The sequence below is a fragment of the Paractinoplanes deccanensis genome (assembly GCF_016862115.1).
GTDB lineage: Bacteria > Actinomycetota > Actinomycetes > Mycobacteriales > Micromonosporaceae > Actinoplanes > Actinoplanes deccanensis.
The window spans coordinates 1-12,385 of sequence record NZ_BOMI01000098.1 but is presented as its reverse complement, the minus strand read 5'-3'; the positions used below and the strand labels follow the sequence as shown (position 1 = coordinate 12,385).

General features: G+C 71.3%; 14 protein-coding genes. 7 read left to right on the top strand and 7 right to left on the bottom strand.

Going from position 1 to position 12,385, the window contains the following annotated elements:
- Positions 1-16 precede the first annotated feature (16 nt).
- A complete protein-coding gene (locus Ade02nite_RS24950) occupies positions 17-1,822 on the bottom strand; it encodes a phosphoenolpyruvate carboxykinase (GTP) (protein ID WP_203768792.1) in 1,806 nt (601 codons plus the stop codon).
- A gap of 304 nt (positions 1,823-2,126) precedes the next feature.
- Between Ade02nite_RS24950 and Ade02nite_RS24945 the strand changes: the two genes are divergently transcribed.
- The 3 genes from Ade02nite_RS24945 to Ade02nite_RS24935 are packed head-to-tail and all read left to right on the top strand — an operon-like array spanning position 2,127 to position 4,058.
- Positions 2,127-2,888, top strand: a complete 762-nt coding sequence (locus Ade02nite_RS24945) for a sigma-70 family RNA polymerase sigma factor (RefSeq protein WP_203768593.1) — start codon at positions 2,127-2,129, stop codon at positions 2,886-2,888.
- 51 nt (positions 2,889-2,939) lie between these two features.
- The gene (locus Ade02nite_RS24940; protein WP_239169029.1) at positions 2,940-3,497 is read left to right on the top strand and encodes a GtrA family protein; all 558 of its coding nucleotides are present in this window, start codon (positions 2,940-2,942) and stop codon (positions 3,495-3,497) included.
- Positions 3,498-3,524: 27 nt separating this feature from the next.
- A complete protein-coding gene (locus Ade02nite_RS24935) occupies positions 3,525-4,058 on the top strand; it encodes a GtrA family protein (protein ID WP_203768591.1) in 534 nt (177 codons plus the stop codon).
- On the opposite strand, the gene Ade02nite_RS24930 is transcribed toward Ade02nite_RS24935, so the two are convergent.
- From Ade02nite_RS24930 to Ade02nite_RS24920, 3 genes are read right to left on the bottom strand one after another with little or no spacing between them, the layout of a single operon-like run.
- The gene (locus Ade02nite_RS24930) at positions 4,055-4,639 is read right to left on the bottom strand and encodes a PH domain-containing protein (RefSeq protein ID WP_203768589.1); all 585 of its coding nucleotides are present in this window, start codon (positions 4,637-4,639) and stop codon (positions 4,055-4,057) included. The two genes, Ade02nite_RS24935 and Ade02nite_RS24930, sit on opposite strands and share 4 nt — an antisense overlap.
- A gap of 4 nt (positions 4,640-4,643) precedes the next feature.
- A complete protein-coding gene (locus tag Ade02nite_RS24925) occupies positions 4,644-5,498 on the bottom strand; it encodes a biotin--[acetyl-CoA-carboxylase] ligase (protein WP_203768788.1) in 855 nt (284 codons plus the stop codon).
- Positions 5,499-5,517: 19 nt separating this feature from the next.
- Positions 5,518-6,597: a hypothetical protein gene (locus tag Ade02nite_RS24920; RefSeq protein WP_203768587.1), complete on the bottom strand. Its 1,080-nt coding sequence runs from the start codon at positions 6,595-6,597 to the stop codon at positions 5,518-5,520.
- Between the two features lie 120 nt (positions 6,598-6,717).
- Between Ade02nite_RS24920 and Ade02nite_RS24915 the strand changes: the two genes are divergently transcribed.
- From Ade02nite_RS24915 to Ade02nite_RS24905, 3 genes are read left to right on the top strand one after another with little or no spacing between them, the layout of a single operon-like run.
- Entirely contained in the window at positions 6,718-8,304 is a 1,587-nt protein-coding gene (locus tag Ade02nite_RS24915; protein ID WP_203768585.1) for an acyl-CoA carboxylase subunit beta, read from the top strand.
- Between the two features lie 27 nt (positions 8,305-8,331).
- Positions 8,332-8,865, top strand: a complete 534-nt coding sequence (locus Ade02nite_RS24910) for a SigE family RNA polymerase sigma factor (protein ID WP_239169028.1) — start codon at positions 8,332-8,334, stop codon at positions 8,863-8,865.
- Positions 8,846-9,427: a LytR C-terminal domain-containing protein gene (locus Ade02nite_RS24905; protein WP_203768583.1), complete on the top strand. Its 582-nt coding sequence runs from the start codon at positions 8,846-8,848 to the stop codon at positions 9,425-9,427. Before Ade02nite_RS24910 ends, Ade02nite_RS24905 begins: the two co-directional genes overlap by 20 nt.
- Positions 9,428-9,431: 4 nt before the next feature.
- On the opposite strand, the gene Ade02nite_RS24900 is transcribed toward Ade02nite_RS24905, so the two are convergent.
- The 3 genes from Ade02nite_RS24900 to Ade02nite_RS24890 form a co-directional block, all read right to left on the bottom strand.
- Complete coding sequence (locus Ade02nite_RS24900; protein WP_203768581.1) at positions 9,432-10,163, bottom strand: M50 family metallopeptidase; 732 nt, start codon at positions 10,161-10,163, stop codon at positions 9,432-9,434.
- Between the two features lie 36 nt (positions 10,164-10,199).
- Positions 10,200-10,415, bottom strand: coding sequence for a hypothetical protein (locus Ade02nite_RS24895; protein WP_203768579.1), 216 nt, complete (start codon positions 10,413-10,415; stop codon positions 10,200-10,202).
- A gap of 64 nt (positions 10,416-10,479) precedes the next feature.
- Complete coding sequence (locus tag Ade02nite_RS24890; RefSeq protein WP_203768577.1) at positions 10,480-11,718, bottom strand: serine/threonine kinase C-terminal domain-containing protein; 1,239 nt, start codon at positions 11,716-11,718, stop codon at positions 10,480-10,482.
- Between the two features lie 190 nt (positions 11,719-11,908).
- Between Ade02nite_RS24890 and Ade02nite_RS24885 the strand changes: the two genes are divergently transcribed.
- Positions 11,909-12,385: hypothetical protein (locus Ade02nite_RS24885; protein ID WP_203768575.1), on the top strand; the 477-nt coding region annotated here is incomplete at its 3' end.

Sequence of the window (12,385 nt, the reverse complement as noted above, 5' to 3'; positions counted from 1 at the left end):
TCGGCCACTATGGACCTCAGGCGTCGGCCAGGCGGGCTCGCAGGGCGTCGAGCTCGGCCCAGAGGACGGCGGGGAGCTTGTCGCCGAACTTGGTGAACCACTCGGTGACCTGGGGAATCTCGGCCAGCCACTCGTCGCGGTCGACGCGCAGGACGGCTGCCACGTCGGCCTCGTCGAGGTCGAGGCCGGTCAGGTCGAGGGCCTCGGGGGTGGGCACGTGGCCGATCGGGGTCTCGACGCCGTCGCCCTTGCCGTCGAGCCGGTCGACGATCCACTTGAGGACCCGGCTGTTCTCGCCGAAGCCCGGCCAGAGGAACCGGCCGTCGTCACCGCGGCGGAACCAGTTGACGTAGAACACCTTGGGCAGCTTGGCGGCGTCGCCGGACGCGCCCTTGGCCATGTCGATCCAGTGCTGGAAGTAGTCGCCGGCGTGGTAGCCGATGAACGGCAGCATCGCCATCGGGTCGCGGCGCACCACGCCGACCTGGCCGACAGCGGCCGCGGTGGTCTCCGAGGAGAGCGTCGCGCCCAGGTAGACGCCGTGCACCCAGTCGCGGGCCTCGGTGACCAGCGGGACGGTGGTGCGGCGGCGCCCGCCGAACAGGATCGCGTCGATCGGCACGCCGCGCGGGTCGTGGTACTCCTCGGCGAGGATCGGGCACTGCTCGATCGGCGTACAGAATCTGCTGTTGGGGTGGCTCGACGGGGTTGGCGACCCGGGCGTCCAGTCCTGGTTCTTCCAGTCGGTCAGGTGGGCGGGCGGCTCGCCCATGCCCTCCCACCAGATGTCGCCGTCGTCGGTGAGGGCGACGTTGGTGAAGACCGAGTTGCCCCGCGCCAGGGTGCGCATCGCGTTGGGGTTGGTGTGGAAGTCGGTGCCGGGCGCGACGCCGAAGAGCCCGAACTCCGGGTTGGTGGCCCAGAGCCGGCCGTCCTCGCCGAACCGCATCCAGGCGATGTCGTCGCCGATGGTCTCGACCTTCCAGCCCGGCAGCGTGGGCTCGAGCATGGCGAGGTTGGTCTTGCCGCAGGCCGACGGGAAGGCGCCCGCGACGTAGCGGACCTGCCCCTCCGGCGAGGTCAGCTTCATGATCAGCATGTGCTCGGCGAGCCAGCCCTCGTCGCGCGCGGCCACGCTGGCGATGCGCAGCGCGTAGCACTTCTTGCCGAGCAGCGAGTTGCCGCCGTAGCCGGAGCCGAACGACCAGATCTCGCGGGTCTCCGGGAAGTGCGAGATGTACTTGGTCTCGTTGCACGGCCACGGCACGTCGGCCTGTCCCGGCTCCAGCGGGGCGCCGACCGAGTGCAGCGCGGGCACGAAGTCGGCGTCGTCGCCCATCGCCGTCAGGACCGCGGCCCCCATCCGGGTCATGATGCGCATGCTCGCGACGACGTACGGGCTGTCGGTGAGCTCGACGCCGAACATGGGCCGCGGGGCGTCCAGCGAGCCCATGCAGAACGGGACGACGTACATCGTCCGGCCGCGCATGCAGCCCCGGTAGAGCTCGGTCATGGTCGCCTTCATCTCGGCCGGCGCCATCCAGTTGTTGGTGGGGCCGGCGTCGGCCTCGTCGGCCGAGCAGATGAAGGTGCGTTCCTCGACGCGGGCGACGTCGCCGGGGTCGGTGCGCGCCCAGAACGAGTTGGGCTTCTTCTGGGGGTCGAGGCGGACGAGCGAGCCCGATTCGACCAGGGCGTCGGTGAGTTCTCGCCACTCCTCCTCGGAGCCGTCGCACCAGACGACGCGATCCGGGGTGGTCAGGGCGGTCACTTCGTCGATCCAGGCGAGGAGCCGGGGATGAGAAGTCGGGGGCACGGTGATCTCCTTCGGTCTTCGTTGACCAGGACCACTGATAGTTCGACCGGTAGCGGCCGGGTCATGGGGAGTTACCAGAGCCTAAAGCCGATGGACGTTCTGTTCATCGGAAGATGCTGTGGACAACTGCACAATCCTCGGCAACTTTGCTTGCAGACGATCGATTCTTCGCCGCACAGCGCAGTTCCGCGCAGCATTGCCGGAACGGCCAGGGGCACGCCCGGCCGATCGGCGACTTTCGCAAAACGGACTTAACACCCTAAGCTTGGGTAATCGGGCTTTCCTCTTACTCCCGCCGCAGGAGGCAGGAATGACCATCCCGGGCAGGGCCACGGACACGGACACCGAACTGCTGTCGGCGGTCCGCGCAGGTGACACCGCGGCGTACGGCACGCTCTACGAGCGGCACCATGCCGCGGCGCGGCACCTGGCGTACGGCCTCACTCGAGACCCCGCCGACGCCGACGACCTGGTCGCCGAGACGTTCGCCAAGGTCTTCGCCGCCCTGCGCGCCGGCCGCGGGCCGCTGGTCGCCTTCCGCGCCTACCTCGCCACCACCATGCGGCACGTCTGCTACCACCGGGCACGCCGCGACCGCCGGCTCGAGTTCACCGACGACCTGACCAGGTACGACGAGGGTCAGCCGTACACCGACCCGGCGCTGGACCGGCTGGAGCGCGCGTACGCCGCGGCGGCGTTCCGGCAACTCCCGGAGCGCTGGCGCGACGTGCTCTGGCAGACCGCCGTCGAGGGCAACAGCCCCGCCGAGGTGGCCGGCATGCTCGGCATGACACCGAACGCCGTGGCCGTGCTGGCCCACCGCGCCCGCGAGGGCCTGCGCAGCCTCTACCTGCAGCAGCACGTCGGCGTGGTCAAGCACCCGGAGTGCCGCTGGGCCGGCGACCGCCTCGGCGTGCACCTGCGCGGGCGGCTCGCGCCGCGGGACAGCAACCGGATGCGCCTGCACCTGGGCTGGTGCGCCGAGTGCCGCGGACGGGTGGCGGAGATCGCCGAGGTCAGCGACATGCACCCTCCGTACCGGCAGCGTCACCACGCCGGGTCCGGCGGTTAAGACTCGCAAACGAAAACAGCGGCAGGTGACGGCCCCCGGTACTCTCGGATCGTGCCCGACATCTCGCCGACGCAGCCCTCCGGCCTGCGCGCCAAGATCCGGGCACTCGTCCGCGAGGTGAGCAAGTTCGGCACGGTGGGGACCATCGCGTTCGCCATCGACCTGGCCATCTTCAACGTGCTGCTCCAGGCCGGCGTCGAAACGCTGTTCGCCAAGACCATCTCGACTGTGCTGGCGACCACCGTCGCGTTCACCGGCAACCGCTTCTGGACCTGGCGGCACGCGGCCCACAGCAACATCACCCGGCAGTACACGATGTTCTTCGTGCTCAACGCCATCGGCCTGGGCATCGGGCTCGCCTGCCTGGCGATCAGCCATTACGGTCTCGGCAGTGTGTGGCCGATCTTCCAGACCAAGCTCGCGGACAACATCTCGGGACAGCTGGTCGGCACCGCCGTCGGCACGCTGTTCCGCTTCTGGTCGTACCGCCGGTTCGTGTTCCCCTCAGCGGCACCGCCGGCCGCGGCTCCGCCGGGCACGCCACAACGTCAGGACCCACGTGCGGCTACTGTGACGCCGCCACCTTCCCCCCTCCGTGACACGGCGTAAAGCCCACTCTCCCGCTAAGGTTGCCCAATGCCCTCAGTCAGCTCGCTGACGACACGCCTGCGCCGTGTAGCCCCCGAAGCCATCGCCTTCGGTGTCATCGGCGCCGGTAACACGCTGCTCTACATGGCCATCACCTGGGCCCTGCTGCCGATCGGCGCGGTCAAGGCCAGCGTCGTCGGCACGGTCATCACGACCACCCTGGCATATTTCGCCAACCGCTACTGGACATACCGTCACCACACGCGCACGGCGCTGCGCCGTGAGTACACGCTGTTCTTCGGGTTCAACCTGATCGGCATGGTCATCCAGTCCGGCGCCATCGCCATCGGCAAGTACGGCTTCGGTCTCACCGAAGAGACCAACAAGTACGAGTTCATGGCCGTCACGCTGCTCGGCATCGTGATCGCGACGATCTTCCGCTTCTGGGCCTACCGCACCTTCGTCTTCCTCAAGCCGCCGGTCGACGGCCACGAGACCGAGCTGGCCGAGCTCGACGCCGCCGCGGGCCTCGCCGAACTGAGCACCGAGGAAGAGCCTCAGGTCACCGCGACGACACGCTAGTCGCCGCGCCTGGCCTGGCGCCGGAAGAGACCCCGCCGCTGGGCCGGCAGCTCCGGCTCCTCCGCCGCTTCCTCCTCGTCGTCCTCCGGGTGCCGCTGACGATCCTGCTCGATCAGCTCGTAGAGGAGCGTCTGCACGCTCTGGGCGCGCGGCACCGAGGCGAGGAGGGCGGCCTGCTCACCGATCGAGTCGACCTTGAGCGTGCCCGACCCGAAGAGCCGGTCGAGGACCGACTGGGTCACGACGTGGTCGTTGACGCGGTTGAGCGGCAGGTCGCGCCGTTCCCGGGCGATCACGCCGTCCTGGAGCAGGATCCGCTCGTCGGTCAGCACGTAGTGGGTGCACCGCCACTGCACCAGCGGCGCGGCGCCGTACCGGATCCCCTGATAAAGCATGATCAGCGCGACCACCGCGAAGGCGATGCGGCCGCCGTCGGTGGTCGGCAGCATCACCCAGGCCACGGCGGTGACGACCACCGCGAGCAGCGCGACCAGCGCCGGGCGGATCGCCGCCTTCCAATGCGGATGGAGGTGGAGGACGAGCTCCTCCTCCTCGGCCAGCACATCCTCGGGGAACGCCACGCCGTCAGCGTACGTGCAGCACGTCACCCGCCGAGACGCGATGGTCGGCGCCGTCCGCCGTACGGACGACCAGGCGGCCGTCACCGTCCACCGAGGTCGCCTCGCCCTCGAGCGGGTCACCGGCCGGCAGCAGCACGCGGACCTGCCGGCCGATCGTCGAGCAGTTCCTCCGGTACGCGGCGAGCAGCCCCGACATCTCCGCGTCCCCGCCGGCCTCCCGCCACCCCGTGTACCAGGAAGCGATGCCGCGCAGTGACGCCCGCAGGAGCGGGTCACGGTCGGTGACCGGCGCACCGGCGACCCGGAGCGAGGTGGCGGGCAGGCCGTTGGTCTCGGGCAGCTCGTCGGCGCGGGTGCTCACGTTGAGGCCGATGCCGACCACGACCGCGCCGCCGGACGCCTCGGCGAGGATGCCGGCGCACTTGCCGCCCGCGACGAGCAGGTCGTTCGGCCACTTCAGGGCGGCCTCGACCTCGGCCACCCGGGTCACCGCCTCGCAGAGCGCCACCCCGGCCAGCAGCGGCAGCCAGCCGAGCGCGCCGGGCGGCACGGCCGGCCAGTCCCGCTCGTCGTTGCGCTCGAGGGGGCGCAACAGCACGCTCAGGGTCAGCCCGGCACGCGGCGGCGACGTCCACTGCCGGTCGCGGCGGCCACGCCCGGCCGTCTGGCTCTCGGCGACCACCACGAGTCCCTCGGCCTCGCCGCCCTGCGCCGCCGCGGCGGCGTCGGCGTTCGTCGACGCGGTCTCGGCGCGCAGGTCGAGCCGCGACCAGAAGCCGCCGGGCGCCACCAGGGCCCGGCCGAGCGCGCGGGCCGACAGCGGCGGACGGTCGAGGTCGGTGTACGGCGAGGACATCAGTGCAGCGTAGTCCGCCCGTTCATTGCGGCGGGTCGGCGGCGTGGCGGCTCACGTAGACGCGGCTGGGATGGTGCGGCGCCTCCGCCGGCCGGGGGCGCGGGCGGGGGCGGCGGCGCTCCGGGCGCGGCTCCTCGGCCACGGTCTCGAAGTTGTCCGCCCGCCACTCCCGGGCCGGCGGCTGCTGCTCGCGGGCGGCGCGCCGCTTGTCGTTGCGAGACTGCCAGCTGCGCGGGAGGCGGATGCGGCCGGGGCGCTCGCCGGCCTCGCCCTCGTCCAGGGCGGCGGACGGCGGCCAGACCGGCACGACCTCGGTGGGCTCGTGCTGCACGGGCGTGAGGTCGAAGCCGGTGGCGGGCTCGTAGTCGGGCACGGGCGGGAGGCGCTCGACCGGGACCGGCCAGCCGTAGCCCTTGGCCGAGGGCTCGGGATCCTCGTCCAGCTCGACCGGGATCGGCGTCCAGTATTCGCCGGACGGCGGCTCCTCGCGGGTCTGCCGGTACTCCGGGCGCACCCATCCCTCGACGCGGTGGCCCAAGCGGGCGACAGGCTCCGGCGTGGGCTCCTCCGCCGCGACTTCCTCCGCCTCCGCGGCGAAATCCGCCTCCGCAGCGAAATCCGCCTCCGCGACGAACTCCGGCTCCGCGACGAACTCCGGCTCCGCGACGAACTCCGGCTCCGTGACGTCCCCGTCGTGCTCGAAGTCCGTTGGCCCCTCGGAGGCCGAATCCTCGGGCTCGCCGAACTCGGGGAAGCGCTCACCGCCGTACGCCGCGTGGTCCCGGCGACGGCGACCGTGCGGGACCTCGTCGTCCTCCTCGTCCGCCAGGCCGATCATCGCAAGCCCGCCGCGCTCCCCGGCCAGGGCGATCGCGCCGGTGCGCTCCTCCGGCGACTGCCGGCCACGGCGACGGCTCCCCCGCGCGCGGCGGGGCGGCAGATCGGCCTCGGCCGCCAGCACGGCGTTGCGGGTGGCCTCGCGAACCGCCTTGCGCCCGGCCCGGCGCCCGCCGGTCCGGAAGAGCACGCTGCGGAAGCAGATCAATGTGGCGAGCCCCCCGGCGATGAGGGCGATGCCGGCCGCGGTCATCCAGTTCGTCACGAGAGACGTAACGAATGGGGCATTGAGTGCGAAACGCACCCGTAGCGGCGCGTGGACTCCCGTCGCACTACGATCAAGTCTGTCTTTTCATCCTCCGCCGGAACCACGTGAGGAACCACTGTGACGACGCAGCCCGACGCGATCCAGGCCGACATCCACACGACGGCCGGCAAGATCGGCGACCTCACCCGCCGTACCGAGGAGGCAGTGCACGCCGGCAGCGAACGCGCCGTCGAGAAGCAGCACGCCCGCGGCAAGAAGACGGCGCGCGAGCGGATCGCGATGCTGCTCGACGAGGGGTCCTTCGTGGAGCTCGACGCGCTCGCGCGGCACCGCTCCACCAACTTCGGCCTCGACAAGAACCGCCCCTACGGCGACGGCGTGGTCACCGGCTACGGCACCGTCGACGGCCGGCAGGTCTGCGTCTTCTCCCAGGACTTCACCGTCTTCGGCGGATCGCTCGGCGAGGTCTTCGGCGAAAAGATCGTCAAGGTGCTCGACCTCGCCATGAAGACCGGCTGCCCGATCATCGGCATCAACGACTCCGGCGGCGCGCGCATCCAGGAGGGCGTCGTCGCGCTCGGCCTCTACGCCGACATCTTCTTCCGCAACGTCCGGGCCAGCGGCGTCATCCCGCAGATCTCGCTGATCATGGGGCCCTGCGCGGGCGGCGCGGTCTACTCCCCCGCGATCACCGACTTCACCGTGATGGTCGACCAGACGTCGCACATGTTCATCACCGGCCCCGACGTGATCAAGACGGTGACCGGCGAGGAGGTCGGCTTCGAGGAGCTCGGCGGCGCCCGCACCCACAACACCCGCAGCGGCAACGCCCACTACCTGGCCTCCGACGAGGACGACGCGATCGACTACGTGCGCGCGCTGCTGTCGTACCTGCCGTCGAACAACCTCGACGAGCCCGTCGTCTTCGAGGAGCCGGCCTCGCTCGCCGCCGACGAGGACGACCTCGCGCTGGACACGCTGATCCCGGACTCGGCGAACCAGCCGTACGACATCAAGAAAGTAGTCGAGACCGTCGTCGACGACTTCCTCGAGGTGCAGCCGCTCTACGCTCAGAACATCGTGGTCGGCTTCGGCCGCGTCGAGGGCCGCCCGGTCGGTGTCGTGGCCAACCAGCCGATGCACTTCGCCGGCACGCTCGACATCGCCGCCAGCGAGAAGGCCGCCCGCTTCGTGCGCACCTGCGACGCCTTCAACATCCCGGTGCTGACCCTGGTCGACGTGCCCGGCTTCCTGCCCGGCACCGCACAGGAGTGGGACGGCATCATCCGGCGCGGGGCAAAGCTCATCTACGCGTACGCCGAGGCCACCGTCCCCAAGATCACCGTCATCACGCGCAAGGCGTACGGCGGCGCGTACGACGTGATGGGCTCCAAGCACCTCGGCGCCGACATGAACTTCGCCTGGCCCACCGCGCAGATCGCCGTCATGGGCGCACAGGGCGCGGTCAACATCCTCTACCGCGGCGAGCTCGCCACCGCCGAGGACCCCGCGGTGCGCCGTGCCGAGCTCATCCAGGAGTACGAGGACACGCTCGCGAACCCGTACATCGCGGCGGAGCGCGGCTACGTCGACGCCGTGATCCAGCCCTCCGAGACGCGCGCGCAGGTCACGCAGGCCCTGCGGATGCTGCGCAGCAAGCGGGAGACCCTGCCGCCCAAGAAGCACGGCAACATTCCGCTGTAACGGGGCAACCGGATCGCCGGGTGCGGTGTGTCTTCCCATGTGCAAGCCGACTTCGACGCCTTCTACACAGCGACGGTCCGGCGCGTCGTGCTCTACCTCTATGCCGCCTGCGGTGATCGCTCCGACGCCCAGGACATCGCGCAGGAGGCGTTCGCGCGCGCCTGGCAGCACTGGCCCAAGGTGTCCCGATACGACGATCCCGAGGGCTGGGTACGCGCTGTCGCCTGGCGCCTGATGATCAACAGGTGGCGGGGTCTCCGGCGCTGGCTCGCCGCCCGGGCGCGCCTCGGGCCGCAGGCCGAAGCGGTCGGTGGCCCGTCACCGGACCGGGTGGCCATCGTCGGCGCGCTGCAGCGGCTGCCCGCGCCGCAGCGGCAGGCCGTCGCGCTGCACTACTTGCTGGACATGCCGGTCTACGAGATCGCCGCGAGCACCGGCGTCCCCGAGGGGACGGTCAAGGCGCGGCTCTCCCGGGCGCGGGCGACCCTGGGCCGGCTGCTCGACGACCGGCTCGTCGACAACCCTGATGAGGAGATCAGCGATGCCCCGTACCGTGCCTGAACGCCTGCGCGAGCTCGAAGCCGAGGTGCGCGACCTCGACGTCCTCCCCGCCGCGGCGATCCGTGCCCGCGGCCGGAGCCGGCGCCGGCGGCAGCTGGCCGTGACGACGACGGCGGCAGCCGTGGTGGCGGCCACGGCAGGTGTCGCGTTCGCCTGGCCCGAGCAGAAGCGCGACGCCCCACCGCTTCCGGCCGCCGCCCCCACCGTGCGGTGCGTTCTCACGCTGCCGAGCGACCCGAGCCAGATCAAGATCCGGATCTCCGGCGCCGCGGAAACGGCCGCTCAGCTGCGGGCACGCCGCTTCACCGTGCTGCAGGGGCCCACCGAGCCCGCTTCCTCGGGCGCGGCGATGCTGGTCTACGGCCCCGCGGCGATCGGCACGGCGACCGTCGCGCGCGCGTCGCTGCACGGCGAGGTGACCATGCGGTTCGACCCTCGGCGCGGTGACGACGTCATCGACCTGAGCCTCGGGCCGGCGTTCACCCGGCTCGCCACCACCACCGAGCTCAACACGAACCTCGCCACCGGCGGGGAGCCGACCGCGCCGCCGGAGTGCTCCTAGGCGCTCAGGCCGATGCGGGCAGCCACTGGCCGGCGAGCATGAAGGCGCCGATGACCAGGGCCGCCACGTTCACGATGAGGAAGACGCCGACCCAGAACAGGGCGGGCACGTGCGAGACGCGCGCCAGTTGGTCGGCGTCCGACTCGGGCATGCGGCCGCGGCTGCGCAGGCTCTGCAGCTCGAAGACCGGCCGCACCCCGCCGAACAGCAGGAACCACACACCCGCGTACGCGAAAGCGGCCTGGACCTGCGGCGAGGCGTACCAGGACACGACGAAGACGATCGCGCCGGTGACGACCAGCGACACCACGCCGAACAGGTTCCTGATGTTGATCAGCATGAGCAGCAGCAGGACGACGGCGAGCCAGAGCAGCAGCGTGATCCGGTTGCCGCCGAGCAGCCACGCGCCGAGCAGGCCCACCAGCGACGGCGCGATGTAGCCGCCGAGCAGCGTGAGCATCATGCCCGGCCCGGTCGGGCGCCCCGACGACAGCGTCAGGCCGGACGTGTCGAACTCCAGCCGGATGCCGCGCAGCCGGCGGCCGGTCAGCAGCGCGAACAGCGCGTGACCGCCCTCGTGCGCGATCGTGACGGCGTTGCGGGCGATCCGCCACACCGGGCGGAACGCCACGGCCAGGAATCCGGCCAGCGCGGTGAGCAGCACCAGCAGGCCGGGCGGGTCCGGCTGAGCGCCGAGCAGCTTGTCCCAGAGATCAGTCACGCCTTCGATCGACACAGCGCCGAACTGTAGCCGATCACGCTATGCGCGCTCTCAGGCGCGGCGCCGTACCACGGCCTTCGCGGGCGCTTCGGCGGGCTTCCTGAGCATACGGGCGGCGATCACGCCGCCGGCGAACACGGCCAGCAGGGCGATGATGGCGAACATGGCGAGTGGCCCGATGGTCGCGGTGAGCACGACGAGATCGGCGAACGCGATGATGACCCAGAACCCGATCGTGGGCTTACTGCCGTACCGTCGGCAGTTCATGTCGCACCTCCTCGGTGATACGACGTGAACTACCCATTCATCCGGCGACTCACTCGTCCGAGTGCTACTTCGGCTGGAACCCCGCGATGATCGCCTTGATGTCGGCCTGCGAGGCGGTCCAGTCCTCCGGGCTGACATACCAGTTCAGCGAGTACGCCTGGTGGTCGTTGACGACGAAGTTGCGCCTGATCACGTGCTGCGCGTTGCCGGTGCTGGTGGTGTAGAAGTACTCCCAGTCGGCGGCGTTCTTGAAGTAGCCGTTCACGCGGTCGACGCGGACCTTCTGGTAGCCCCGGATCGTGCCGGAGCGGTCCTTCTCCTGGTCGACCCAGTCCTGGTACGCGTCGGGGGCCGGGCTCGTGGTCTGCGAGACGAGCAGCAGCCGGTTGTTCCACTTGTACTCGATGCCGCTGCTGCTCTCGCTGCGCTTGGCGTTCGCCGGCAACGGGATCTTGAACCCGGTGGCGTCGGTGCGCATCGCCCAACCGGCGGGCAGCGCGGCGGTGCTGGGCGCCTTGCTCGGCGTCGCCGCGCCGGTAGCAGGAGTGGACGGCTTGGCGGAGCCCTGCCCGGCGGCACCCTGCTGCGTGGCGGCGGCGGACGCGCCGGGGCCGGCCTGCGCGTTGTCGTCGTCGTTGCCGAACGCCTGCGCCACAAGAACGGCCACCAGCACGACGATGAGCAGCACCACGCCGAACCCGATCGCGGCCTGGCGATAGGTGAGACGGGTGCCGAAGACGGTGATGCCCGGGCTGCTCGAATAGGTCGGCACGACCGGCATGGGCGTCCACGCCGGACGGTTCGAGCGATTGATGCCCGCAATGGGCGGAAGCTCCTGAGGCTCGGCCCCACCCTGGGGCAGAACGGCGGCAATCGCCGTCTTGTCGGCGTCCACCTGCCGCGGAACGACCCGGGTGGCGTTCTGGTCCTGAGGCTGCTCGACCTTCTCGGCCTTCGCCTGGGCAGCCGCGGGCTTGGTCTCCGCAGCCGGCTTCGCCTGCGCGTCAGCGGCCTTGGTCCCGGCCTTGTCGGCGGCGCCCGGCTTCTGCTGCCGCCCACTCGCCACAGCACCTTCCGCCTTGTCGACGGCGCCGGACTTCGCACTCGGCTGCGATCCGCCATCCGCCTTGCCGGCGGCCTCGGGCTGCGCGCCCCGCTGTGACCCACTCAGCGCCTTGCCGGCGGCCTCGGGCTGCGCGCCCCGCTGCGACCCACTCCCCGCCTTGTCGACGGCCTCGGGACTCGCCGCCTTGCCATTGGCTTCGGATTCAGCGGCCTGCTGTGACCCACTTGCGGCCTTCACCTCAGCCTTGTCGGCCGCGCCAGACTTCGCGCCCTGTGTGGGCGCGGCCTTGTCGGCCGCGTCGGACTCCGCAGCCAGCGAACCGCCCGCCGCGAGCGCGGCCTCGCCGGCTGCACCGGACTCCGCGCTCTCTTGCGGCCCGCCCGCCATAGGCGCGACGTCCGAGGCGCTCGACTCGTCCCCGTCGGCTGTGCTGGGCCTCGCGGCCTGCGGCGATCCGCTCACCGCCGGCGCGGCGTTCTCGGCGACGTTGGTCTTGCCCTTGTCGGCAGCGCCGGACTTCGCCGCCGCCTGCGACCCACTCTCCGTCGAAGCACCGTTCGCATTCGACGCGGCGCTCACCGTCGACGCATCGCTCGAGGCCGCCGCGGTGTCCGCTGCCTTCTCGGCGGCGTTCTGCCCGGCTTTCTTACCGCGGCCGCTCGGCCCGCCCTCGGTCACAGTGCTCGACTGCTCCGCAGCCTCCGACCCACCGGCGACGCTCGACTCGCCCTTGTCGACGGTGCTCGACTCGCCCGCGGCACTAGACTCGCCCGCGGCGACAGAGTCTGGCCCGGCCGTGGTTATCGGCCCTCCCGCAGCGGTCGACGCACCCGCGGCGGTCGACGCACCCGCGGCGGTCGACGCACCCGCGGCGGTCGACGCACCCGCGGCGGTCGACGCACCC